Consider the following 24,288-nt stretch of genomic DNA (forward strand, 5'->3'; position numbering starts at 1 on the left):
TTTGTGAAAAGTTAAGGTATTTCTTCTCCATGAGGGCAATTTGAAGGCTTACCCAGAAATATGTATAATTTTTCAATTATTTCTTCTGGAACCATTAGATCGAATTGTTTAGAATATTCACAAGCCTCATCTTTACTCATACCTAGTTTTACTAGGAACGATTCTACTACTCTATGAGCTCTAATTGCCTTCATAATATACTCTTTTCCTTCATCAGTTATCCAGATTTCGTTTTTATCCTTATTAACTAAGCCCTTTTCTGCTAAATGGTTTAATTCCTCGAAAGCACTTGCAGGAGCAACTTTTATGTCTTTAGCTATACTACTAAGTCTTGCAGGCTTTCCGCCATCATTGTACCTCTTGATTACTAGTAAATATTGTAGTTCTCTATGAGAATACCTCATCAAATTTATATTATCTAAGAGAATAATAAACCTTCACCATGAGTTTACTAATAATATCTCTTCTTTACATAGGCATAATGCTGATATTAGCAAAATTAATGGAGGAGGCTTTCTCTAGGCTAAAACTTGTACCCTTTGTGGGCTCGATATTCTTAGGAATAATTTTAGGACAAGGAGTTCTTGATTTTATAAAAATTAATGAAATAATATCATTCATAACATCCCTTGGAATAGTGTTTTTATTATTTTTGGCAGGAGCTGAAGAAATAGGATTAACTGATATAAATACAGATAAGAATGTTTTATTTTCATCAATAATTCAACTAGTAATGCCTTTTATTTCGATTTTTATACTATTATTGTTGTTCAAAATACCTGATGCTCTGCTTTTAGCAATACCTCTAGGAATGACTAGTGTAGGACCCTTGACTAGATTGCTTATTGATCTTGGAATATCTAAGGAGAAAACAGGCGTTATGATTTTTTATGAAGGAACAGTGGTTGAAATAACTTCAGTAATAATTTTTGCCATTATTAGCAATTTATCAAAGAATTTCATACTTACAGCAGTAGAGATTATAGGAATAATTCTCGGTATATTTTTATTGTCGCCTTACATAGCCAGAATCTTGGAAAAGATAGAAGTATATATAAATGCGAGAGAAGTTGAATTTGCAAGTATTATATCTTTAATTCTTTTAATCTCGTTTATATCTGAAATTTTTAGTTTTAATTCAGCAATTTCAGCACTATTTTTAGGATTTTTGCTCAGAGACTATTTTAAAGATAGAAAGGATCTTTTGGATAAGCTCCATGGCTTTACTTACGGATTTTTTGAACCGTTATTTTTCGTAAGCATAGGGCTCTATTTTACAAAAATAAATTTCTCAATTTTAACCCTAGGTATTATAATAACTCTAACGATTATTACGAGTAAATTCTTAGCAGGGTTAGTCTCGTCGATTATAGTAAAGACTCCACGTCTAATAAACGCACTAGGTACTTCTACCAAAGGAGGAGTTGACGCTTCATTATTGATCAGTGCATTAAGTTTGAGTTTAATAAATAGGGTTGAATATTCTTTTGCCGCATTGGCAATATCTATTTCTGCTCTTATAATTCCGCTACTCTTTAAGGCAACTTCGGGTTATAATGTGAAAGGAAAACAAAAAAGAAACAAAGTGGAAAGTAAAATTTCAAGTATACTACCCAACTTTAAATACGTTACAGTATCATGTGATGAGAATTTAAGGAGTGTAATTCAAAAAATAAATGAACTAGGAGTTAATGTAATAATTGTATGCAAGGAGAAAAAGGCTTTAGGAGTAGTATCTACACAAGAATTGCTTGAAATAGAACCTTCAAAATACGAAATCTTGAAAGTATGTAATATTGAGCTTCATGAGGTTGTTACACTTAATGAAGATGCGAAAATAAAGGAGTTACTTAACACTTTTAAGGAAAAGGAAGTTCCAGTAATAGGAATTTTAAATAAAGATGGAGAACTTGTAGGTACCATTTATGAGAGAGATCTACTTAGATTATTATTAACGTTAAAGATTTAATCCACGATTCTTGCAGAGAAGTATGAAAGGATTATTAACAGCACTTGTTACTCCGTTTAATTCATCTGGAGATTTAAACCTAGATGCCCTTAATGTACTTATAAATTTTGATTTAACCAGAGGAGTAGATGGTTTTTGGGTTCTTGGAACTACTGGAGAATTTAATATGCTCTCAATAGAGGAAAAAATGCAGGTAGCAAAGAAGGTAATAGATCTAGCTAAAGGAAAAACATTGTTAGGAGTTAATGAAAACTCAACTTTCAATTCCTTAAAGATTACAAAATATTTTGTTGATTTGGGAGCAGATGGAATTTTCTCAGTTCCTCCTATATATCACAAACCCAGCGAAAAGGGTTTAATTCATTATTATGAAGATTTAGGCAAATTTGGTGAACAAGTTTACGTATATAATATTCCATCTTTAGTAGGGTACAATATTCCACTCAGCGTATTACAAAAACTTGTAGAAGATGGAATAATTCAAGGTATGAAATATACTACGTCAGACTTTGAGAGTTTAATAAATTATATGCGATTCCTTAAGAGCTTAAACAGTAAATTTGAATTTCTATCTGGAAATGATAAATTTATGCTTATTTCATTGCTTTATGGTGTAGATGGCATAGTGTCTGGAATATCTAATTTTGCCCCGGAAATAGTTTCTCAACTTTATAAGAGCGTAAAAGAAGGTAAAATTCCTGATGCGTTAAAGCTTCAAGAAACTATAGATAAGCTAGTCGATGTTACTTCTTTAACTGACTATCCGGCAGGAATTAAGATAGCTTTAAGATATAGGGGACTAGATATGGGAAGTAGTAGAAAGCCTTTAGAAGAAAATATAACTGCAGACTCTGCAATTTATCATAGTCTAAAGGAATTTAATTTATGATGAACTCGATGAAGTATGAGTTGATGAAATGGAATATCCCCGTCTGACTATTTAATGTATATTTGAAGATATTTTGTACAAGAATTAACAGATATTGGAATAACTAATAATGAATCTTTTTGTAAATTATTTAGCTTTATGCTTACAGAAAGTAATATTTGATTCCCAGTTACGTTTTCACTTAGACAACATATATTATAATATTTCCCTCCTGAAGGTATATTTACGTTAATAAAACAATTAGTAGAATAAACATGAATTTTTATACTGAAATTTATTTTGGAATTGTCAGAATTAGTATATATATAACTTGGAGAAATGGCAAAATAAATGTTTTTATTAACGGAAATTTCTGCAGTATATTCTGTATTTAATAATGTAGCGTTAAGCGGAGAGGCTACGGAGTAATACGTTATGTTATCTCTAGAATAGTTTATATCTAAGTTACGATGAAATGTACCCAAAGTTATATTAGTAGATCCTCTAATATGAACACCGTAATAAACATCTGCAGGTATCATTAAGATAACAAAGAATGCTATTATTATAGCAAAAACTAGGCCTATTATAATCATTAATAAAGGATTCACAAAATCTACCTATTTTTAAGAATTTTTATACTTATTCCCTATGTATACAGTTGTATACTAACAAGATTTTTATTTTAGTAGATAATATATTTTTTGATAATATGGAGAGCATTAACAACAATGAGACAAGAAAGAGAATTTACTATTATCTTCTTAAGCAAGGAAAGCCCATAGGATTAAAGAAAATACAAAGAGATTTAGGAATTAGTTCACCGTCTTTAGTTCATTATCATTTGAAGAAACTTGAAGAGCAGGGATTAGTCAAAGAAACTCAAGAGGGTTATATAATTAATAAAGTTATAATCTCAGAATTTGTAAAAGTTGCAAATCATCTGATTCCTATTTCAGGCTTTTGGTCTTCATTCTTCTTAACGTCACTAGCTTTAGAAATTATACTCTTGTTATCCGGTAAAATAATTGACTCAGCAGTATTCGGGTCGATAATTATCGGAATTTCATCGGCTTTAAGTATAAAAGAGCTGATCAGAAAATACAAGGAGACTAAACTCTGGTAATATAGTAATAAAGAAGTATTATACTAATTGTCGTGAAAACTGATATTGCTAACGAAGGGTAGATTATGACAGGATTTCTATTGGAGCTCCACATAGAGAAAGCAAACAGATCTGATACACTATCTAAGGTTAGAAATACAGAAACTACTAGCAACACTGAAAATAATTTACTCTTGTTGAACTCTCTTTTAAGCCTATAGAATTCAGCAAATATCAATATGGAGACTATAACTGATATTAAAGCTAATGAGATATGAATATACCAGATCTCGAACATAAAGTAATATGATGAGGAGGATTTATAAAGAATTTACCCAAATCTCACGCTTAATTATAGTCAGAAAAAGTTTAAACATTTTAAACACAATAAACTTCTGAGTAATATGGAAAAGAGGATAAAAGTTATAGTTGCAAAGCTAGGTTTAGATGGCCACGATAGAGGAGCAAAGGTAGTAGCTAGAGCATTAAAAGATGCTGGAATGGAAGTAGTTTATACAGGATTAAGGCAGACTCCTTCTCAAATAGTAAAAACCGCAATTCAAGAAGACGCCGATGTTATAGGAGTAAGTATATTAAGTGGAGCTCATTTAGAACTAGTTCCGCCATTAGTTAATTTAATGAAAGAAAACGGATTAACAGATGTGGGTCTAATAGTTGGCGGAGTAATACCACCTCAGGATATCGAAAAACTGAAAAACATGGGCGTTGATGAGGTGTTCTTACCCGGCTCAAGCTTAAAGGAAATTGTTGATAAAGTAAAAAGAGTTGCCGAAAAGAAGAGAGGTATAAAAGTTGGACAAGCTACTTGAAAAGGCGTTAAAAGGAGAAGAACTCTCCATATCTAGAGTACTTACAAGAATAGAATACATGACAGACGAAGGAATGAAATATTTAGAGGAATTAAGTAAAAGGGCAGGAAATGCTCATACTATAGGAATTACCGGTATTCCAGGAGCCGGGAAAAGTACATTAATTTCGTCACTTATTGAAGAGTTTTCTAAACGAGGAAGAAAAATAGGAGTTATAATGATAGATCCTTCTAGTCCCATCTCCATGGGATCCTTTATGGGAAATAGAATAAGAATGCAAGATAAGACTATGATGAATAATGTTTTCATAAGGAGTATAGCCTCTAGAGGCCATTTAGGTGGAGTTTCTTCCGAAGCAATAATGTTAATTGAAGCAATGGATGGCTTAGGTTTTAATCCAATTATAGTCGAGACCGTTGGAGCAGGACAAACAGATACTGAAGTAGTTTCAAGTGTTCATACTATTACTGTCGTTAATGTACCTGGAACAGGAGATGAAATACAAGCATTAAAGGCAGGAATAATGGAAATAGGAGATATTTACATAATAAATAAGGCAGAATATCCTGAGGCCGAAGTGCTTTATGATGAGATAAAGTTTGCAATAGATAGTGGCAATTGGGATGGATGGAAGCCCCTAGTTCTCAAAGTCAGTGCTTTGAAAAAGACTGGGATAAGAGAATTGGTTGACGCTCTGGAAACTCACGAGAAGTATTTGAAAGAGAACGGTAATTTTGATAAAAAGGTTAATGAAAGAAGAAAAAAGATGGTAGAATTGATTATAAGAAGGAAAATAGACGAGAAAATTCAAGATGTGGTAAATAAGGATTTTCCAGATAACTGGAGCGATGTTCTCAGTATAATAGATAAAGTGTACAATGATGTTAAAAAATCATTGTAATTCATCTAGGTATAATACCTCTTCGCTTCATCTCTCTAACTACTAATTCTCCCATTCTTGAAAGCCCATAATATTTGTGATGGGTTCTAGTTTCCTTTTTAGGTTTAGATTTCCTATCTCCGAATTTTATTATTTTAGCCTTAGCTTCCTCAAGTAATCCCATCTTTTCTAATTCCTCAAGTTTCGGCGTAACTTCCTCAAGAGTCTTGTGTGTTAATTTTGAGTAAGTTAATGCGTGATCAGCGTTCAATTCCTCAGCGAGTCTGAGAATATCCTTAGCTAAATCATCATTTTTTACTAGGTTAATGTAAGCTTTTATTAACTCTTTTTCATCTAGGTTCCTTAAAAGGTGATCTCCTTCTCTTGTAAGCCTATAGTAAGTATGGTGCTTGTGGACTTCCGAGCTCAATTTGAATTTAGCTTCAGTGTTTTTTAATGTTGCACCATGAACCCTTTCTATTAATCCTAAAGCTTCCAACTTATCTAGAATATCAATAACTTCTTCAATAGGTATCTTGGTATTCAACATTATTGATTTTCCGTAATCCACATTGGCTTTCCTTAGATGTTGTAAAACTTGCAAGTATCGCTTATCCTTCAAAACTTCTTTAAGTTTATCCTTTAATTCCTCCTCCATCATAAGCCCTTCAAGAAGTCCTTTATTTGTGAATTAAACCCTTCAGGATCGTCTAAATAGCAAGCATGCTGATTACCTATGTTAACGTACTTTGCGGTCTTAACATACTTTAAGATTAGCTCTGCGTTTCTCTTTGGAGAAGTAGTATCATGATGTCCCCATATTAATAATACCGGTAATCCGTCTAAGTTTTTCAACTTACTTTCGTAAGAGCTTACTCCTACAGCTCCTACTAATATTAATCCTCCTAATTTCTCAGTATGATCTACTGCGTAACCTAATACTGCTTCTCCTCCCATTGATGCTCCCAATAAGATAGGCTTTTCTAATTTCATTGTATCTATGAAATCACCAATAAAACTGGAAAGTGAAGAAAATCCATCTTCCTCTGATTTTCCAAAACCTGGAAAATCTATTGATATTGCCCTATAACCAACTTCGGCTATTGCGGATACAGTACCTACTTCTTTCCAAGTGTAAGCATTAAATCTTGCACCGTGGTGAAGTACAACCGGTTTTCCACTTCCTTCTTCGATGTAATGTATTTTAGCCCCTTTTACTTCAATGAATTTATCTTCTAACTGCATACATATATATGCGAATTAAAAAGATATAAAGTTTCTGAAGATTTTGTAGATTTTTAGATAAAAAACAATTTTGACGAAAAATTAACTAAGATGAATAACGTATAAACATTTTTAAATAAAAATTTATAATTGTTGAAGATATAATAGTAATGATCTTACATGACAAAAGTATTAGTCTTGGGAGGAAGATTTGGAGCTTTAACTGCAGCATACACATTAAAGAGATTAGTAGGAAGTAAGGCCGATGTAAAAGTAATTAATAAAGGTAAGTTTAGCTATTTTAGGCCTGCTCTACCTCATGTCGCTATAGGAGTTAGAGACGTTGACGAACTTAAGGTAAACTTGAGTGAGGCACTTCCTGAGAAAGGAATACAGTTTCAAGAAGGTACTATAGAGAAGATCGATGCTAAAAGCAGTATGGTATATTACACAAAACCTGATGGTTCAATGGCTGAAGAGGAATATGATTATGTAATAGTAGGAATAGGTGCTCACTTAGCTACTGAGCTAGTTAAAGGTTGGGATAACTACGGTTACAGCGTGTGCGAACCAGAATTCGCAACGAAATTAAGAGAAAGACTAACTACTTTCCAAGGAGGAAATATAGCTATAGGTTCTGGACCGTTCTATCAAGGCCATAATCCAAAGCCTAAAGTTCCAGAAAACTTTGTACCTAATGCAGACTCAGCTTGCGAAGGACCAGTTTTTGAAATGTCATTAATGCTTCACGGATACTTCAAAAAGTTAGGAATTTTAGATAAGGTTCACGTTACAGTATTCTCTCCAGGAGAATATTTATCTGATCTCTCTCCAAATTCTAGAAAAGCAGTAGCTAGCATATATAACCAGTTGGGAATAAAGCTAATTCATAACTTTAGAGTAAAGGAAATAAAAGATCATGAAATAGTTGATGAGAAAGGAAATACTATACCAGCAGATATCACAATACTGCTACCACCCTACACTGGAAATCCTGCGTTAAAGAATTCAACTTCTGACTTAGTAGACGACGGGGGATTCATTCCAACAGACTTAAACATGGTATCAATTAAATACGATAACGTTTATGCAGTAGGTGACGCAAACTCAATGACTGTTCCAAAGTTAGGATACTTAGCAGTGATGACAGGAAGGATAGCCTCGCAACACTTAGCTAACAGATTAGGAATTCCAACTAAGATTGATAAGTACTATCCAACAATTGTATGCGTAGCAGATAACCCGTATGAAGGTTATGCAGTATCAGTAAAGGACGATACTTGGTACGGAGGAACAGTAACCGTAGCAGATCCAGCAGCAGTAAACCATCTTAAGAAGGAGTTATTCACTAAATATTTCATGTGGACTAAAGGAGATATGGCATTAGAAAAGTTCTTAGCTAGCTGGTGATAGAAACGGCAGACGTAGAGCTAACAGCCCTTGATGAGATTTTAACTCCTGAAAAATTACTAAGTGTAAATCATGCATTAGAACTCCTAGAGAAGTTAGATAAACTTGGCATCATAGATGTAGTTAACGGAGTACTTGATGATGAGGAGTACTTAGGGAAAATAATGGGAGCTATTGTAAACGACAAGACCCTTACCTTGATAAACAACTTTGATAAACTTACTGGGTTACTAGATTTTTTAATGGATGCCGAAACAATGGATAATGTTAAGTATGCCTTAAGTTTAGTAGGCAAACTTAAGGGTACTGGAATTATAGATCCAATAATAGGAATTTTACAAGACGAGGAATACATGAGCAAAATAATGGGAGCTATTGTAAACGACAAAGTACTTGAATTAATAGGACAATGGAATAATATTGTAGACCTTATAACTGACTTAACAGACGCTGAAACGCTTTCTGCAATAAAATCTACTGTTGGATTACTTAAGGACCTTAATAAGTCAGGGATAATAGATCCTATAAAAGGTATTCTACACGATGAGGAATACATGGGAAAAATAATGGGCGCATTAGTTAACGACTTTACACTGAACCTTATATCTAGTTGGAACCAGATAACTTCAGATTTATCTAAAATAGATATGACTAATTTCAAATATTATATACAATTAATAAACTCTATTGGAGAGGGATTGAAAGAAGGAAAAATGATGGACACTATAAATATAGTAAAAGATATTGCAAAAGAACAATCAACAGTAAATTTACTAACTGCAGTAGGAAATGCATTAAAATCTGAGAAAGTAAAACCGATTGGATTAGGAGGACTACTCTCGAGTTTAAGAGATCCAGAAGTTCAGAAAGGCTTAGGAGTAGTTATAGAGATCTTAAAGAATATAGGATCTTACTACAAGTCATGAATTAAATAATCTAAGATTTTATCATTTTTTGATGTGAGTACTTGCAAATCGAAAGATCTTTCTATTTTTAGGTATTTAATTAGACTTGAGGCCCTTATTATCCAAGGTGGGAGAGAAAATAATGAGATGACTTTCTTAAATTCCTCTCCTTTTACATAAAAAGCTTTAGCTGGAGAGACTAAAAAGACATAATCCACATCAGCTGCAGAAGGAATAGGAGCAGAAGCATCGTTATAAGATTCTATTAATTCGTCCTTATTATGTTGAACACAAGAGTCTGCAATATGCCAAGAATTATTAATCATTTCTCTTAAATCATTACTAGAAATAATCTTAGGCTTAAATTTTTCATATAGTTGTTGTAGGGCATTTTTCACTGTTTGAGGAATTAAATTGAGTTCTGTTGCATAATACTTATCGGCATTTCCACACGAAATTCTAACCGTTACAGGATAACCGTTAGTCATTAAATTCTTGTAATATTCCACATTGAAGTTTAATATCTCTAAATCAACTGGAGACATAAGTGCAGCAAAGGGATTTATTTTTCTTATGTTCTCATTAGTTTCTTCATAGTATTTTAATGCGTCATTTCCAGCTAATATCCCTAGATCATAACTTCTTAATAGCGTGTTAAAACTATACCATGCATTATGGCCGGCTACTGGTTTTAACGGAAACAATTTTATGCCAACTTCCTTTAATTCTTTTATAAGCATAAGTGAGAAAGTTGTTTTTCCAGAATCGAAAGGCAATAAGCCATTTACTAGGATTTTCATAATGTTCTCATTTTCGTTATCAATTAAAAAGTAAGCTTCAAATACACAAAAAATTAAATAGATAGCATGGAAACTCCTAAGATAAAGCCTTGGAAAGGAACTACTACAGTGGGTGTTTTAGCTAAAGACGGAGTAGTATTGGCAGCAGATAGGAGAGCTAGCGAAGGTTTTTTCGTAGCTAATAAGATGGTAAGAAAAATTCTATATATTACAGATAATATAGGAATAACTACTGCAGGAAGCGTAGCAGATTTACAATACCTATATTATGTACTAAAGAATTTATATCATTATAACTCCATTTCTGGAAATAGACCTACTAGCGTAAAAGCTTTAGCAACATATTTAGCTAATACTCTTTCTCAGACCAAATACTTCCCCTACTTAGTTCAGATTCTAATAGGTGGGTACGATAGTCAACCTAGACTATATAACTTAGATTACTTTGGAGATATGACAGAAGAAAAATATGTTGCCACTGGATCTGGTTCTCCCGTTGCAATGGGAGTTTTAGAAGACGAGTATAAAGAAGATTTAACAGTAGATCAAGCTATGGATATTGCGTCAAGGGCAGTTCTTTCAGCAATAAAGAGGGATTCATATACCGGAACTGGAGTTATTGTAACGAAGATAACTAAAACCGGTCACGTGGAAAAGGAAGTATATTTGAGGAAGGGAACTGTTAATGCAAGTTAAATCAATTTTTAAGAACGAAGAATTTATACCAATAAAGTATACTTGTGATGGAGAAGATATTTCTCCACCTTTAGAATGGGATAAGGTTGATAATGCTAAAACTTATGCTATAATAGTTGAAGATCCAGACGCTCCTGCAGGCACTTTTATTCATTGGGTTATTTACAATATAAAGAGTAATTCTTTGCCGGAAAATGTTCCAAAAAAGGAGAAAATAGAATATGGCTTTCAAGGTATTAACGATTTCGAGTTAATAGGATATAATGGACCTTGCCCTCCTAGGACTCATGGAGCTCATAGGTACTATTTTAATATTTACGCTTTAGATTCCGAGTTAGATTACAAACCTAAAATTACTGCAGATGAACTTAAGGAAATAATTGAAGGTCATGTCTTAGATTCTGGAAGCATAATGGGTAAGTACAAGAGGAAGTGAATCCTTTTTAATTTTAGGCAAGAATATTTTGTCTCGATGGAAGAAGAAATCCTTTGGGCGGAGAAATATAGGCCGAAAAGTTTAGATGATATAGTTAATCAAAAGGACATAATTGAAAGATTAAAAAGATTTGTAAAAGAAAAGAACATGCCTCATCTACTTTTTGCCGGACCACCGGGCACTGGTAAAACTACTGCAGCGTTGGCGCTAGTTCACGATTTATACGGTGATTCGTATGAACAGTTCTTCTTGGAATTGAATGCCAGTGATGAAAGAGGAATTGATGTAATTAGGAATAAAGTTAAAGAATTTGCAAGGACAATGATTTCTTCATCTGTGCCTTTCAAAGTAATTTTACTTGATGAAGCAGATAACATGACTGCAGATGCTCAGCAAGCTTTAAGAAGAACCATGGAATTGTACACAGAATCCACTAGGTTTATATTAGCTTGTAATTACCTGAGCAAGATAATAGATCCAATACAATCAAGAACTGCACTCTTTAGATTTTATCCATTAAAGAAGGAGGACGTAGTAGGAAGACTTGAGTACATATCAAAAGAAGAAAAAGTTGAATATGACGAAAAAGCATTAGAGACTATTTACGATATTACTATGGGCGATATGAGGAAAGCTATAAATACGCTTCAGGCAGCTTCCGCTTACGGTAAAGTCTCAGTAGAGACTGTATTTAAAGTTCTAGGACTAGCCCAACCTAAAGAAGTAAGAGATATGCTAAAACTTGCGTTAGCAGGAAAGTTCATGGAATCAAGAGATAAGCTAAGGTCTTTGATAGTCACTTATGGTTTATCTGGAGAGGATATAGTTAAACAACTTCATAGGGAATTAACTTCTAATGAGTTACAAATTCCAGAAGAGCTGAGAGTGTTGTTAATGGATTACATTGGAGAAGTAGAATATAAAATAATAGAAGGAGCTGATGATGAAATTCAGCTTTCTGCTTTACTAGCTAGGATTGCCATATATGGAAACAAGTATATAGGGTCTTCTAAATGACGTTACCTTGGATAATAAAGTATAGACCTAAATCTTTAAATGATGTTGAAAATCAAGAAGATGTAAAGCAAGAATTAAAAAAATGGATTGAAAGTTGGCTATCTGGGAAGCCTGAAAATAAGGCTTTATTAATCTACGGTCCTCCAGGAACTGGAAAAACCACTTTAGCACAAGCTTTAGCACATGATTATGGTTTAGAATTACTTGAAATGAATGCAAGTGACAGCAGGAATTTAGAGGCAATAAAGAATACTGCTCAAAGAGCTGCAGTGAGCGGAAGTCTTTTCGGTACTAAAGGAAAATTAATTTTCCTTGATGAAGTTGACGGAATAAATGCAAGACAAGACATGGGTGCAATACCTGCAATCGCAGAGCTTGTTCAGGAGACTAGGTACCCAGTGTTATTAGCCGCTAATGATCCTTGGGATCCTTCTTTAAGAGAATTACGAAGCCTCGCAAGAATGGTTGAAGTAAAGAAATTGGGAAAATATGCTTTGAGGAAAATTCTTGGAAAAATATGCACTTCCGAAAAATTGCAGTGTGACAATGATGCTTTGGACGAAATTATAGAAATTAGTAACGGAGATGCCAGGTATGCTATTAATCTTTTAGAAGCTACTGCTGAAGGATTTAAGAAAATTACTTCGGAGAATGTAAAAGAATTTGCGAGAAGAAAGGAAAGTGAATTAGATCCTTTTGAAACTGTAAGAGGGGTATTTTGGGCAAGATATGCTTGGCAAGCAAAAAATGCAGTAACCAGTTCTCAAGTAGATTACGATTTACTCATGAAATGGTTTTCAGAAAATATACCCGTTCAATATGATAATATGGAAGATGTATATAGGGCTTATGATGCATTGTCTAGAGCTTCAATCTTCTTATCTAGAGCTAAGACTTCGAGTTGGGATATGCTAAGCTATACTTTTGATATGATGGGGCCTGGAGTAGCTATGGCAGAAATTGAGAAACAGAATCCTGGCTGGAAACCTAAATGGAGAAAGTATCAGTTTCCTCAGACTATTCAAATGCTTTCTAAGTCCAGATATAATAGGGAGATTAGGGATAAGATAATCAGTAAAATAGCAGGGAAAATTCACTCTTCAGAAGAAAAAACCCTCAACGACGTGTATCCTCTTTTCTTGCAATTCTATGAGAAATATGAGAATAAATTAAGCCAAGATCTCGATTTATCTCCAGATGAAATTAACTTCTTAAACGAAATAACAGGAAAATCGGAAGAAAGTGAAAAGAAGGTAGAAAGTAGAAAATCGACAACAACAAAAAGATACTATTCTGGAAGAAGATATACTACTAGGAAGAAGAGATCTTAATTTTATTTACAACCCTTATTTCATCTATTTGAGTAGTTGTATATTGCCCTTCTTCATTTTTTTCATACTTCTTAACCATATCCCATACAGTTAACAATGCTACGGATGTTGCAGTTAACGCTTCCATTTCAACTCCTGTCTTATAATGGGCTTTCACTTCCGTTTTTACATTGACCTTATCTTCATCTAACTCTACTTCGACATTTATTGACTCTAAAGGTATTGGATGACACATTGGTAATATTTCTGGAGTTTTCTTTGCAGCCATTATTCCTGCAACTTTAGCTACAGCAATTACGTCTCCTTTCTCTATTTCTCTTCTTTTGATCTTCTCTATAGTTTCCTTTTTTAATTTGATAGAACCTTCTGCTATAGCTATTCTGAGAACTGACTGTTTTTCACTAATATCTACCATTCTTGCTTCTGTCATAAATCATCTAATTCTTCTAATAGGTTCTTTAAGATAATAATCTTTTGATTAGTGTAGTTTAATCTAACAATTTTAGATCTTTCACCTGCAAGTATTTCTACATATCCCTTTTCGCTTAAGTAGTCCAATTCTCTTTTTAAAACATTAAATTTTACTCTAGCTAATTTAGATAAATTTGATATTGGGAGATCTCCATATTTTATTAACGCATAGATAATTTTGAATCTTATAAAATCATTTCTGCTCTGAATTCTTCAACGCCCCAATCAATTTTGTTACGTAATCATCTAATTCTTGGCTCGCAGGAAAGGTTAATGAAAGTAAAGTTGTCCTTCCTCTCATTCCTTTGCCGCTTTGTTGAGTATTAATTACTCCCATTAGTTTTAATCTCCTCATGTATTCAAAGATCTGAGTATGCCTTCTAGGATCTACTTCTAATAATTCGCATAACCTAGAATATTCATCCTCAACTTCTCCTATTGGAAAAGCTTCTTTCCTTTCCCTTTTTGACAAGTTTATTAATGCTTTCACTAACAACATTGGATGTAACTCGAGGTAGCTTAATTCATCTAAAATTATACTAGCTTCTTCATTAAGCCTTGAATTAGCTTTTTTGGCATGTTCAACTGTAACAATAGGTGAACCTTCTGCATCAGCTATTCTCCCTGCTAATTCTAAAGTTTCTATTGAAAGCCTAGCATTACCATTGCCTCCTTTATCGAAACCATTAATGTTTGAGATAAACTTAACGGAATCTTCTGTGACTGTCCCATCATAAAACGCTATTTTAACTCTATCTTGTAAAATATCATATAATTCATTAGATTTGTAAGGTGGAAATTCTACTATATCCCTCGCTATATGGTCTCTTACAGTTTTATCTAAGTTAGAAAGAGTAGTTAAATCTCTAATGATAAAAATGTAACTTACTCTTTTTACGTTAACTGCAAGTTCATCGTATAACCTTACTATAAAATAGATATCTTCCTGCGGTGAAGAGTTGAGGAAGTAATCAAACTCGTCTAAGGTTATTATTACATACATGTTTCTTCTCTCTAAATACTCATGAATTATTTTGAAGACTTCTTGCGAAGATAATCCTCTAGGAGGTATTGATAATTTTAATTGTTCTGCTATCTTCATGGTAATTAGATATAGAGTTCTTTCTCTGTGACAATTTACGTGAACGTATTCTACTTTAATTCCTCTATTTTTAACCTGGTCCGCAAAAGCTTTGCCAAAAATTCTTGCAGTTACTGTTTTTCCAGTACCAGTTCTTCCTGTTATAACTACTCTAACTGACGATTTTCCAGGCTCACTAACTATATCTCTAAATGCTATTGTTAATTCCTTTAGTTTGTCCTCCCTATGAGGCAATCTGTCTGGAATGTAATCTGGAGTTAATTTAGATCCATCTTTCAATACGCTAGGTGAGTTTAAACTGTTATTTATTATATCGCTAGGTAAAGCCATAACTTTCACTCATACGATATTTTAGTAGTAATACCTTATATTTTATTAGAGAGAGTTAACCGAAACTTTTTCCTGACCTTTTCTCATTAAAGAAAGATAAGCATAGTCTCCTATTAAATTCACAAATAGAATATAATCTGGATTTTTGTAATCCACTTCTATTTTTCCTTTCATTTTTAAGCCTATTCCAATTTCTATTGACCTACAGTCTACCTGCTTATTACCTCGACTGATACATTCTACATAAAATTTTTTGATTTTTTTAGAAAGTAGTAATTCTTCTGCGTCATTGAAAACTTCTGATAGTTTACTTATCTTATTAACAATAAATATCCTGCCCATACACGCTGGTGGTGCAGAAATTATTAGACCGTAGGCCTCGAGAGGAGAAAGCTTAGAGCAAACTAGAAAAACGTTCTGTTTTACCTCATTCACATCGGCACTATCATCTTTTATTAGAAGTCTATCAAGTATCTCCATCTTACATTTCTTTCCCTTTCCTGCTAACGCGGTAATAATCAGCTTAGGTTCCATATTGTTATTAAGCATAAAATCAAATATAGAATATATGTTTAAAGTGCTACTTAGAGCCTTAAATAAGTTGCAATTGACAGAGAGGAAAAAAATTATGGTATTTGATGATATAGGTCCCTTAGATTTAGGATTTACAGAAATTTCATTATCCAAAGGAAGTGAAGATGAAATACCATTATGGCTTGCTCAAAACTTGGAAAAGAAAAATCTTGTTAAGATTACTTCAATAAGTACAGAAGAGCTGGGTAAATTACTTTTCCAAGAAAAGCAGAGTTCGACTACTCCTGCTTCCTTAGTTAAAACTTATCCAGACATTTATTTTAGGGTAAAAAAGCTTGAAGAAGAGCTTAAAGGAAAAGGAATTGACGGATTGGAAGAACTAAAGAAAGTAAAAAGTATGATCAATGAAATTTCATTAATTAGATTAAGGAAAATTATACAATTGGCATCTTTAAGCATAAATGACCAAACACTTATAAGTAAAATGACAAAAGAAGAATATTTGGCATACTTAAGTATGAAGAAAATTATAAGCTCATTTTATGGTGATGTAATTGGAAGCTCAACAAATTGATTTACCAACTGAGTTTGAGAACTTTATTAAGAACTTCAAAGATTCTACTGGAAATTATAAATATATGAATCAATTGAATGAAATGATAGCTTACAGAAAGAAAAGCCTTCTACTAGATTTTGCAGACATGTATTCTTACAATGATAAAATTGCTACAGAAATAATTGTCAATCCATTGTATACTCTTAAAATTCTTGACGACAAACTAGTTAAAATAATTTCGGAAATTGATCCCACATATCCTGACGAAGTTGAAAGAGTTCACGTTAGGTTAATTAATCTTCCCAGAACTATAGAATTAAGAAAGATAAGAAGTAATTATATTAATAAACTTATTACAGTTGAAGGAATACTTACCAAACAAACTCCCGTTAAAGAGAGAGCTTATAAGGTAGTGTTTAAACACGCTCACCCTGACTGCAACCAAGAATTTGAATGGCCAGAAGGAGACGAGGAAATGGATGAGTTAATAAAAACTCCCACTATATGTCCATTGTGCGGAAAACCAGGACAATTCGAGATAGTTGCGGAAAAAACTAAGCTAACAGATTGGCAAAAAGTTATATTACAAGAGAGACCAGAAGAAGTTCCTCCTGGACAATTACCTAGACAATTAGAAGTTGTCCTAGAAGATGATTTAGTTGACTCTGCGAGACCTGGAGACAGAGTAAAAATAACTGGAATTCTTTTAATCAAACAAGATTCCATAGTAAAAAGAGGAAGTAGAGCAGTTTTCGACGTTTACATGAAAGCTTTAAGTATAGAGGTTTCACAAAAAGTCTTAGACGAAGTAGAAATAACAGATGATGATAAGAAAAAAATTGAAGATTTTGCTAAAGATCCTTGGATAAAACAGAAAATTATATCCTCAATAGCACCTTCAATTTTTGACCATTGGGAAATAAAAGAGGCCATAGCTTTAGCCTTATTTGGCGGAGTACCAAGAATAATGCCAGATGGAACTAGGATAAGAGGAGACATACACGTCCTCATAATAGGAGATCCAGGTACTGCAAAATCACAGATTTTGCAATTTGCTGCGAGAGTTGCGCCCAGGTCAGTTTATACTACAGGGAAAGGTGCAACTGCGGCTGGTTTAACTGCTGCAGTAGTTAGAGAAAAGAATAGCGGAGATTATTACTTGGAAGCTGGAGCTTTAGTATTAGCGGATGGAGGAATTGCAGTAATAGACGAAATAGATAAGATGAGAGAAGAGGATAGAGTGGCAATCCACGAAGCAATGGAGCAACAAACAGTTTCAATAGCAAAAGCAGGCATTGTAGCAAAACTTAATGCGAGAGCTACGATCATCGCTGCAGGTAACCCAAAATTCGGAAGATACATTGCAGAAAGGGGAATTTCAGAAAATATTGATTTACCTCCTACCATACTATCTAGGTTTGATTTAATATTCATATTAGTGGATAAACCTGGTGATGAAGATCAAAGACTAGCTTCTCACATTTTAGATATGCATGGCGGGAAATCCGTAAAAGATATTGTTACAGTAGATTTACTCAAGAAATATATTGCCTACGCTAGGAAATACGTAAACCCAGAATTATCAGAGGAAGCGAAGCAATTATTAGCAGACTTCTACGTTGAAATGAGGAAAAAGAGCAGTGAATCACCAGATTCGCCAATACTCATAACGCCTAGACAACTTGAGGCATTAATTAGATTATCTGAGGCATATGCAAGGATGGCATTAAGAAGGATAGTGACTAAAGAGGATGCTGAAAATGCAATAAATATAATGAGAATATTTCTAGAAAAAGTTGGAATCGACGTAGAGTCTGGAGCTATGGACATTGATACTATAATGACTGGAAAGCCTAAGAGCGCAAGAGAAAAGATGGTAAAGATAATGGAAATAATAGACTCGCTCTCAGGATCTGAAGGTTGTGCAAAGTTAAGGGAAATAGTTAAAGAAGCTGAAAGAGAAGGAATAGAAAGGCAAAGCACTGAAAAATTAATTTCCGATATGAAAAAGAGCGGATTGATCTACGAGACTAAACCAGAATGTTACAAGAAAGTCTAACTTCTCTTATATATTGTTTCTGGATACCACATTATCCATGCGGACACTTGTTTTATTAAATCATAAGCTTCTTCCCATCCACTTAATCCTAAGTCTTTTGCTAGCTCTTCTAACGTTATCTGTGTTCTGACGTATTTGTTTAGCACCTTTACTGCATCATCATTTATTTCTACTTCTCTACCGCTTGAGAGCTTAATTTTTATTGGATCCATAAACTTAAATTTTACGTTTAATATAAATGTTTTTTCATGCCCACTAACCTCCTCATGCCCTAAACAGTAGACCCAAAATCATTTCGCAAATATAAACTCAATACCAAGTTCCTTTTTCTAATCATAAGTGAAAGAATATACGTCATTATACTCAGATTTAGAAGTATTAAGAATAATGTATCAATAATTATAATAAATAAAACATTTTTCATATTTGTATCGTATTATTTTCTGATATTGCGATAATATCCCTCAGTTCACCTGTGGAAATATAAAAAATCTAACACTTAGAAATCTCTAAAAATTTTCGTAAAAACAACTATCCAATCGCACTAAATTCCTATAGATTATTATTAGTAGATGAAAATTATTTTTACTAATCAGATTTTGAGTCTACCGTAAAAAGGCGAGGTTTGTCGTTAGTTTTATCAAATGTTATGCATGATGTTAGTAACATCGCTTACTCCATAGAGATCCCATATTAGAATTGTAAGGATTATAAGTGCAAATAGCACACTAACAACTCCGAACTCAAATTGTTTCCTCTCTATTAAATATACTCCAACAAGAACTAATGCGATTAATATTATCCCTGCGTCGAGGTAAGTTACTCCTGCAGGAGCTCCTCCATTTGAGTACGTGATAGGTGAGATATAATAAGGTATTGCTAATACTCCCATTATTCCCATCATAATTAGCACTATCAGAATTATTATAACATAACTACTTAGAATTTCTGAGTAAAGCTTGTTTGTATTTCCCATACATAAACCTACCACGGAACACTTTTTATTTTTAATCGATATGCTACATTATTCGTAAGTATATGCATTATAAATGCAACTAGGATAATAAAGAGAAATTGATATAATTCAATATTAACATGTAAAAGAAATAACGCCAATGACGAACCTAACACGAAATCCAGCTGATCTAAACCTATTGCCCTACCTCCTCTAGGTATATTAAGCCTCCTCTTTATAAACGCACCAGTCATGTCACCTAACATTGCCGATAAGGATTCCACGAAAGAGATGAAAATCCAACATAAGCCTAAGAACCTTGCTATTATAATACCTACGAGAGTACCGAAAGTTAATGCTACCAACAAGCCTTCGAAAGTCTTACCGTCACCAAATATTCTTCTTCCGTCAAAGAACATTCTATTAAAATCTATGGGATGTCCTCTTTTAACAAAAGGCGCAGATCCGTTAGCTGCAAATGCAGGAAAATATATTACTAAAGCTATTAGTAATTCTTTAAGCAACCTATAACACCTTTATCTGTTATCTTAAATTTACACTCCCTTAAATTACCTATTAAATAATTCTTAGTTACCCTTATTACATCATCTGAAAAATATCTCATGAATTTTTCACCGCTGACCTTATTATTCATTGACATTTGCCAAGTTATTATTATCCTTTTGTATTTAGAAAATTCCTTAAGAAAAATTAAGGGCTGAATTAAATCAATGGTTTTTCTATTTAGTCTATAAAAAGTGTTAATAGAATCTACTACGATAAGTTCAGGCTGAAGTTCAATACTCTTGATGATGTTTTCTATCACTTCGTCTGCACTATTTGCCTCCACAAAAAAGGTATTTTTACTTACAAAAGACATCCTATCTACTCTAGCTTCGTAAGACTTTCCTTGAGTAGAAATATATATTGAAGGTGTTATTTCTTCAAGAATTTGCAAAGCTACTGCAGTCTTTCCACTACCTGCAGTACCGTAAAATGAGATTAAATTACCATTTTTGAAAACAAACTCGCTTAACTTACAATGCTTATATTCCACTAAGTATAATTTTTAATTGTGGGTATTAAAAAGGTAGCAATTAAGGTTAATAACCCAAGAATTTTTAGAGATCTTGTTCAAGAGTTAAGAAAGAACGGTTTAGTACCAACAGTTGACGCTGGAGATTTAACTGTTTCGGATTTCGATAAGAATGCAGATATTTTCATACAAGGAGAAGACGAAATAAAGACAACTATAATGTATTTGCAGTGTCTAAAATTGGGGAAAAGGAAATTCGACGAATTGCTCATAGGAATCGATACTAACTCACCTAAGTTAACCATAGTTGTAGTAGGAGATGGAATGATAATAGATTCTCTAGAAGTTTGGATAGATGAAATAGAAGATATCATAGAAGAAATAATATCAAAGTATCCTTACAAGAGAATATACATAGGTATAGGAACTGGAAATAAATACGGAGAAGTAGTTTATAAACTACTAAGTATAAGGTTTCCATTTGCTAAAAAGGTTAATGAAAGTAGAACTAGTTTAAGAAATCCATATGTCGATATAAAGGATAAAGACGTAAGGGCAGCATACATGATAGCATTAAGGTCTACTAAATGTTAGTTAGAAAAGGGATAGATTATATATCTGGAGGACCTTGTAGGGTTGCTGTAATAAAAGGAAAAGTAATGATAAAAGGAATTGAAATTAATGAGAAAGCTTACAAAGAAATTAACGACGAAAGCTTCAGTATAGTTCCAAAAGAAGATTCGGAAATAGAGACCGATTGTCAAATATTAGCAGAAATTCCTCACTTAGGTTGGGAAGAACTAGCAAGCCAATTAAGCGGAAAAATTTTGCTTTTAGGAAGTACTGATTCAGGAAAAAGCTATTTTTCTGAAGTTTTACATAATCTAAGAAAAGGTTCAATAATTATCGATGCAGACGTAGGGCAGTCTAGGTATTTACCAACTTTTGTACATTCGAGTAGCAGTAACTTGGAATTTTTTGGAGACATTTCTCCTTCAGCTAACTATAGACTTCATATAGAGCTTACTGCAAAAATTCTGAATAAAGAAGAAAAGTCCACCTTAACAGTAATTGATACTGACGGCTGGATAAGAGGATATAAAGCGTTTTTACATAAACTTAGCATGATTTATGAGTTAAATCCCGACATAATTGTTCTATTTAATAACGAAATCTTAGATTACATGCCATCAAACATTAGGAGTAAAGTTATCTTAGCAAAGAGAATTCCTCCTTTTTTAGAGAGAAGTAGAGCTAGAAGAATATCTTATAGAATTTCTAAGTATAATAAATATTTTGAAAAAGCATCAGTAATTACTTTAGAATATGAACAAGTACTAGGTAAAAAACTTGCTGATAATCTGTTCGTAGGATTTGAAGAACCTTTGCAGCTATTTTATGAGGAACCTTGTAGTGGATATTTTATTCCTAAAGATGAACTTCTAGGATGCATTGTCGGCCTATTAAATGAAGGAAAAATTGTTGGAGCAGGAATAATAAAAGAGTTAAATCAAGATGGCATAAAAATCCTTACTCCTGAAAATAAAGTTCAAGGGGCTATACTTGGCAATATAAACTTAAATGATGATTTTAAGGAGAGAAGAATAAGGTTAATTAAATGTTAATTGCAATAGAAGGAATTGACGGTTCTGGAAAAACTACTTTAGCTAAAGATCTTGTAAAATGGCTAGAAGAAGAAAAGAAGAAAAAAACGTTACTAACCGCAGAACCTTTTACTGAAGAGATAACTAAATTAATACAACAGGAAGGATGGAAAGATCCCGTAACTCTCGCCTTGCTATTTTCTGCAGATAGAGGAGTTCACATAAATTGGATTACGAAACAGGACTATGACATCATAATAACAGATAGATACTATTACTCAACAATAGCTTATCAGTCAGCAATGGGAATAGACAAGAACTGGATAATTGAGGTAAACAAATATTTCCCAAAGCCTGAACTCACAATTTTATTGGATTTACCTGCAGAAATTGCGTTAACAAGAATAAAAAAGGATGATAAATTCAACTTTAAAGAGAAACTTTCTCTACTACAAAAAGTAAGAGAAAACTACTTGAATATTGCTAAACTAGATAAAACAATAAGAATTATCGACTCAACTAAGAGTTTTAAGGAAGTCTTAAAAGAAGCTAAGAATTATGTTGAGGAACTAGTTTCCTAATCCTTTCTATTGCATCTAAATACCTTATCACTTGAACTAAAGTTTCACTATCGTAAGGATCTTCCTTTATTTTCTTTGCTGTGGAGTATAAACCTTCGACCAGAAAATCTTCTACAGAGTTTAACATTATATCCTTCTTAACTTGCTTCTCTTCTTCATCACTCTTTACAATGTAAACCTTACCATGAACTGGACATATAACATCACCGTTCTTTAGTTTAAATAAAGGAGATCCACAAATTGGACATGCGTCACTTAACATTGTTGCCCCTTGTCTTAGGAGTTCTGCAGCCTTCTTAATGGAATCGTCAGTCATTTTATATCCGAAATAACTCTTAATCTATTAGAGTAAAAAGTATATCTGGTGAGAAACCATGGCAACTCTTTATGATAATGAAGCTAAAATTAAACAAGCCGTAATTATTTTGCAAAAAATAGTTAATGACACAAGCGTCCCAAGAAATATTAGAAGAGCCGCAACAGATGCTATAAGAAATTTACAAGATTCTAATTTAAGCGCGGGAATAAGAGCAGCTAATGCAATAGGAATTCTTGAAGATATAAGTCAAGATCCGAATATGCCTACCCATACTAGAATATCTATCTGGAATGTAGTATCAATTTTGGAAACAGTAAAGGACTAAAAATTTTTTAAACCTAATTCTCGAATATTTAAAGTGCGGGGATGCCCGAGCTAGGACGAAGGGGGTAGGCTTAGGCCCTACTGGCGAAGGCCTTCGCGGGTTCAAATCCCGCTCCCCGCACCCTGGAAGTTAGTATTAACTTCTTCTGGCTCCTCATACCATTTAACTTTCTCGCCAATTTTAGCCCTCATCTTCCACTTCAAAGATTTAGGATGAGACTCTATCATTTCACGTAATTTATCTAACTTAGGCAAAACATTTTGTGCATAAGGATTTCCCTTTAAGTACTCTTTCATCCTATCATGGTTTATTGTAAAAGTTTTATAAAATCCCCAATCATCAGACAAAAGCTTTGCTATGTAATTTCCATCTAATATTCTATCTTTATCCTTATCGCCTATTTCAAAGTCATATAATAATGCTGCAATATCCTTCTTGTCATTCTCCGTAAGGCTAATTATTTGCATCTTTGTTAAAAGTAAATCTGAAGGGGGTATGGAAGGGTAATATACCTTTAACCTATCTTTCAAAATCAATTTATGGCACATAACGAATTCATCTAAGAAAACATCTATTGTGGAATTCAATACGGGATCGTAAAACATTAGCCTATTATAACCGTGAAGAGCATTGAACCTCTTATTAGCTTCCATATTTAAACCTTCCAACAAAGATGTGATCTCCTTTCTTTGAGAAGAAAGACCGAAGTAATCTGCATCTTTATATGTTCTTGAAAATAGTTCGCTTCCTTTTGGAGCTATTACTGCTACTGCCGCACCGCCTATTAACCTTAATGAGATCCCTTTTTCCTTAGCCTTTCCTACAACTTCTAAAGCTCTACTTATTAAGGCACTTTTTTCGACTGGAATTACATTACACCGTTATGAATTATGGTATTATGATAAAAATAATTTTACCTATGACTTTGCTAAACAATGTATAAAA

32 protein-coding genes and 1 tRNA gene are annotated in these 24,288 nt (G+C 33.2%); 18 read left to right on the forward strand and 15 right to left on the reverse strand.

Annotation, left to right across the window (positions count from 1 at the left end):
• Window positions 1-11 precede the first annotated feature (11 nt).
• Window positions 12-407, reverse strand: coding sequence for a metal-dependent transcriptional regulator (locus tag HS5_RS09265; protein ID WP_236751125.1), 396 nt, complete (start codon window positions 405-407; stop codon window positions 12-14).
• A 35-nt stretch (window positions 408-442) separates the two neighbouring features.
• Between HS5_RS09265 and HS5_RS09270 the strand changes: the two genes are divergently transcribed.
• The gene (locus tag HS5_RS09270) at window positions 443-1,969 is read left to right on the forward strand and encodes a cation:proton antiporter (protein ID WP_236751126.1); all 1,527 of its coding nucleotides are present in this window, start codon (window positions 443-445) and stop codon (window positions 1,967-1,969) included.
• 22 nt (window positions 1,970-1,991) lie between these two features.
• On the forward strand, window positions 1,992-2,858 hold the full coding sequence (locus tag HS5_RS09275) for a dihydrodipicolinate synthase family protein (RefSeq protein WP_236751127.1): 867 nt from the start codon (window positions 1,992-1,994) through the stop codon (window positions 2,856-2,858).
• A 47-nt stretch (window positions 2,859-2,905) separates the two neighbouring features.
• On the opposite strand, the gene HS5_RS09280 is transcribed toward HS5_RS09275, so the two are convergent.
• On the reverse strand, window positions 2,906-3,448 hold the full coding sequence (locus HS5_RS09280) for a hypothetical protein (RefSeq protein WP_236751128.1): 543 nt from the start codon (window positions 3,446-3,448) through the stop codon (window positions 2,906-2,908).
• A gap of 101 nt (window positions 3,449-3,549) precedes the next feature.
• On the opposite strand from HS5_RS09280, the gene HS5_RS09285 reads away from it, so the two are divergent.
• Window positions 3,550-3,963 (forward strand): winged helix-turn-helix domain-containing protein, encoded by a 414-nt coding sequence (locus tag HS5_RS09285; protein WP_236751129.1) that lies wholly within the window; start codon window positions 3,550-3,552, stop codon window positions 3,961-3,963.
• Here the strand turns inward: HS5_RS09285 and HS5_RS09290 are convergent.
• Window positions 3,950-4,240: a hypothetical protein gene (locus tag HS5_RS09290; RefSeq protein ID WP_236751130.1), complete on the reverse strand. Its 291-nt coding sequence runs from the start codon at window positions 4,238-4,240 to the stop codon at window positions 3,950-3,952. The two genes, HS5_RS09285 and HS5_RS09290, sit on opposite strands and share 14 nt — an antisense overlap.
• A gap of 106 nt (window positions 4,241-4,346) precedes the next feature.
• Between HS5_RS09290 and HS5_RS09295 the strand changes: the two genes are divergently transcribed.
• Both HS5_RS09295 and meaB read left to right on the forward strand, forming a co-directional pair.
• Entirely contained in the window at window positions 4,347-4,772 is a 426-nt protein-coding gene (locus HS5_RS09295) for a cobalamin B12-binding domain-containing protein (protein ID WP_236751131.1), read from the forward strand.
• A complete protein-coding gene (meaB, locus tag HS5_RS09300; RefSeq protein ID WP_236751132.1) occupies window positions 4,756-5,673 on the forward strand; it encodes a methylmalonyl Co-A mutase-associated GTPase MeaB in 918 nt (305 codons plus the stop codon). Before HS5_RS09295 ends, meaB begins: the two co-directional genes overlap by 17 nt.
• A 1-nt stretch (window position 5,674) precedes the next feature.
• Here meaB and HS5_RS09305 read toward each other — a convergent pair whose 3' ends face one another.
• Together HS5_RS09305 and HS5_RS09310 are read right to left on the reverse strand one after the other, a co-directional pair.
• Window positions 5,675-6,310 (reverse strand): DUF2250 domain-containing protein, encoded by a 636-nt coding sequence (locus HS5_RS09305; protein ID WP_236753525.1) that lies wholly within the window; start codon window positions 6,308-6,310, stop codon window positions 5,675-5,677.
• Window positions 6,310-6,897: an alpha/beta hydrolase gene (locus tag HS5_RS09310; RefSeq protein ID WP_236751133.1), complete on the reverse strand. Its 588-nt coding sequence runs from the start codon at window positions 6,895-6,897 to the stop codon at window positions 6,310-6,312. Before HS5_RS09310 ends, HS5_RS09305 begins: the two co-directional genes overlap by 1 nt.
• 159 nt (window positions 6,898-7,056) lie before the next feature.
• Here HS5_RS09310 and HS5_RS09315 point away from each other — a divergent pair, with 159 nt between their 5' ends.
• A complete protein-coding gene (locus HS5_RS09315; RefSeq protein WP_236751134.1) occupies window positions 7,057-8,286 on the forward strand; it encodes an FAD/NAD(P)-binding oxidoreductase in 1,230 nt (409 codons plus the stop codon).
• A complete protein-coding gene (locus HS5_RS09320) occupies window positions 8,283-9,212 on the forward strand; it encodes a DUF1641 domain-containing protein (RefSeq protein WP_236751135.1) in 930 nt (309 codons plus the stop codon). Before HS5_RS09315 ends, HS5_RS09320 begins: the two co-directional genes overlap by 4 nt.
• Here the strand turns inward: HS5_RS09320 and HS5_RS09325 are convergent.
• Window positions 9,200-9,991: an ATPase gene (locus tag HS5_RS09325; protein WP_236751136.1), complete on the reverse strand. Its 792-nt coding sequence runs from the start codon at window positions 9,989-9,991 to the stop codon at window positions 9,200-9,202. The genes HS5_RS09320 and HS5_RS09325 overlap by 13 nt on opposite strands.
• Before the next feature lie 66 nt (window positions 9,992-10,057).
• Here HS5_RS09325 and psmB point away from each other — a divergent pair, with 66 nt between their 5' ends.
• From psmB to HS5_RS09345, 4 genes are read left to right on the forward strand one after another with little or no spacing between them, the layout of a single operon-like run.
• The gene (gene psmB, locus HS5_RS09330; protein WP_236751137.1) at window positions 10,058-10,687 is read left to right on the forward strand and encodes an archaeal proteasome endopeptidase complex subunit beta; all 630 of its coding nucleotides are present in this window, start codon (window positions 10,058-10,060) and stop codon (window positions 10,685-10,687) included.
• A complete protein-coding gene (locus HS5_RS09335) occupies window positions 10,677-11,123 on the forward strand; it encodes a YbhB/YbcL family Raf kinase inhibitor-like protein (RefSeq protein ID WP_236751138.1) in 447 nt (148 codons plus the stop codon). The genes psmB and HS5_RS09335 overlap by 11 nt, the downstream gene beginning before the upstream one ends.
• A 36-nt stretch (window positions 11,124-11,159) precedes the next feature.
• Window positions 11,160-12,140: a replication factor C small subunit gene (locus tag HS5_RS09340; protein ID WP_236751139.1), complete on the forward strand. Its 981-nt coding sequence runs from the start codon at window positions 11,160-11,162 to the stop codon at window positions 12,138-12,140.
• Window positions 12,137-13,471: a replication factor C large subunit gene (locus HS5_RS09345; RefSeq protein WP_236751140.1), complete on the forward strand. Its 1,335-nt coding sequence runs from the start codon at window positions 12,137-12,139 to the stop codon at window positions 13,469-13,471. Before HS5_RS09340 ends, HS5_RS09345 begins: the two co-directional genes overlap by 4 nt.
• Here the strand turns inward: HS5_RS09345 and moaC are convergent.
• The 3 genes from moaC to HS5_RS09360 all read right to left on the reverse strand — a co-directional run bounded on the left by moaC (window position 13,452) and on the right by HS5_RS09360 (window position 15,923).
• On the reverse strand, window positions 13,452-13,901 hold the full coding sequence (gene moaC / locus HS5_RS09350) for a cyclic pyranopterin monophosphate synthase MoaC (RefSeq protein ID WP_236751141.1): 450 nt from the start codon (window positions 13,899-13,901) through the stop codon (window positions 13,452-13,454). The two genes, HS5_RS09345 and moaC, sit on opposite strands and share 20 nt — an antisense overlap.
• A gap of 234 nt (window positions 13,902-14,135) precedes the next feature.
• On the reverse strand, window positions 14,136-15,374 hold the full coding sequence (locus HS5_RS09355; RefSeq protein WP_236751142.1) for an ORC1-type DNA replication protein: 1,239 nt from the start codon (window positions 15,372-15,374) through the stop codon (window positions 14,136-14,138).
• Window positions 15,375-15,419: 45 nt separating this feature from the next.
• The gene (locus tag HS5_RS09360) at window positions 15,420-15,923 is read right to left on the reverse strand and encodes a THUMP domain-containing protein (RefSeq protein WP_236751143.1); all 504 of its coding nucleotides are present in this window, start codon (window positions 15,921-15,923) and stop codon (window positions 15,420-15,422) included.
• 79 nt (window positions 15,924-16,002) lie between these two features.
• Here HS5_RS09360 and HS5_RS09365 point away from each other — a divergent pair, with 79 nt between their 5' ends.
• Window positions 16,003-16,482: a DNA replication complex GINS family protein gene (locus HS5_RS09365; protein WP_236751144.1), complete on the forward strand. Its 480-nt coding sequence runs from the start codon at window positions 16,003-16,005 to the stop codon at window positions 16,480-16,482.
• Window positions 16,463-18,523 carry a minichromosome maintenance protein MCM gene (locus HS5_RS09370; protein ID WP_236751145.1) on the forward strand — a complete coding sequence of 687 codons (2,061 nt, stop codon included), beginning with the start codon at window positions 16,463-16,465 and terminating at the stop codon, window positions 18,521-18,523. Before HS5_RS09365 ends, HS5_RS09370 begins: the two co-directional genes overlap by 20 nt.
• Here HS5_RS09370 and HS5_RS09375 read toward each other — a convergent pair.
• The 4 genes from HS5_RS09375 to HS5_RS09390 form a co-directional block, all read right to left on the reverse strand.
• The gene (locus HS5_RS09375) at window positions 18,520-18,735 is read right to left on the reverse strand and encodes a hypothetical protein (RefSeq protein WP_236751146.1); all 216 of its coding nucleotides are present in this window, start codon (window positions 18,733-18,735) and stop codon (window positions 18,520-18,522) included. The genes HS5_RS09370 and HS5_RS09375 overlap by 4 nt on opposite strands.
• Before the next feature lie 428 nt (window positions 18,736-19,163).
• Entirely contained in the window at window positions 19,164-19,499 is a 336-nt protein-coding gene (locus HS5_RS09380; RefSeq protein WP_236751147.1) for a hypothetical protein, read from the reverse strand.
• Between the two features lie 8 nt (window positions 19,500-19,507).
• Window positions 19,508-20,002, reverse strand: coding sequence for a CDP-2,3-bis-(O-geranylgeranyl)-sn-glycerol synthase (locus tag HS5_RS09385; protein WP_236751148.1), 495 nt, complete (start codon window positions 20,000-20,002; stop codon window positions 19,508-19,510).
• Window positions 19,984-20,535, reverse strand: coding sequence for an AAA family ATPase (locus HS5_RS09390; RefSeq protein ID WP_236751149.1), 552 nt, complete (start codon window positions 20,533-20,535; stop codon window positions 19,984-19,986). The genes HS5_RS09385 and HS5_RS09390 overlap by 19 nt, the downstream gene beginning before the upstream one ends.
• Before the next feature lie 18 nt (window positions 20,536-20,553).
• On the opposite strand from HS5_RS09390, the gene HS5_RS09395 reads away from it, so the two are divergent.
• The 3 genes from HS5_RS09395 to tmk are packed head-to-tail and all read left to right on the forward strand — an operon-like array spanning window position 20,554 to window position 22,699.
• Complete coding sequence (locus HS5_RS09395; RefSeq protein WP_236751150.1) at window positions 20,554-21,108, forward strand: hypothetical protein; 555 nt, start codon at window positions 20,554-20,556, stop codon at window positions 21,106-21,108.
• Entirely contained in the window at window positions 21,102-22,139 is a 1,038-nt protein-coding gene (locus tag HS5_RS09400; protein WP_236751151.1) for a Clp1/GlmU family protein, read from the forward strand. The genes HS5_RS09395 and HS5_RS09400 overlap by 7 nt, the downstream gene beginning before the upstream one ends.
• Window positions 22,133-22,699: a dTMP kinase gene (gene tmk, locus HS5_RS09405; RefSeq protein WP_236751152.1), complete on the forward strand. Its 567-nt coding sequence runs from the start codon at window positions 22,133-22,135 to the stop codon at window positions 22,697-22,699. The genes HS5_RS09400 and tmk overlap by 7 nt, the downstream gene beginning before the upstream one ends.
• Here the strand turns inward: tmk and HS5_RS09410 are convergent.
• Window positions 22,668-23,015 carry an Sjogren's syndrome/scleroderma autoantigen 1 family protein gene (locus HS5_RS09410; protein WP_236751153.1) on the reverse strand — a complete coding sequence of 116 codons (348 nt, stop codon included), beginning with the start codon at window positions 23,013-23,015 and terminating at the stop codon, window positions 22,668-22,670. The two genes, tmk and HS5_RS09410, sit on opposite strands and share 32 nt — an antisense overlap.
• Window positions 23,016-23,073: 58 nt before the next feature.
• Here HS5_RS09410 and HS5_RS09415 point away from each other — a divergent pair, with 58 nt between their 5' ends.
• Complete coding sequence (locus HS5_RS09415) at window positions 23,074-23,343, forward strand: UPF0147 family protein (RefSeq protein ID WP_236751154.1); 270 nt, start codon at window positions 23,074-23,076, stop codon at window positions 23,341-23,343.
• Between the two features lie 35 nt (window positions 23,344-23,378).
• Window positions 23,379-23,463 (forward strand) — tRNA-Leu (locus HS5_RS09420).
• Here HS5_RS09420 and HS5_RS09425 read toward each other — a convergent pair.
• Complete coding sequence (locus tag HS5_RS09425) at window positions 23,445-24,212, reverse strand: hypothetical protein (RefSeq protein WP_346729567.1); 768 nt, start codon at window positions 24,210-24,212, stop codon at window positions 23,445-23,447. The genes HS5_RS09420 and HS5_RS09425 overlap by 19 nt on opposite strands.
• Window positions 24,213-24,288 lie beyond the last annotated feature (76 nt).

Origin of the sequence: Acidianus sp. HS-5 (assembly GCF_021655615.1) — an archaeon.
Lineage (GTDB): Archaea > Thermoproteota > Thermoprotei_A > Sulfolobales > Sulfolobaceae > Acidianus.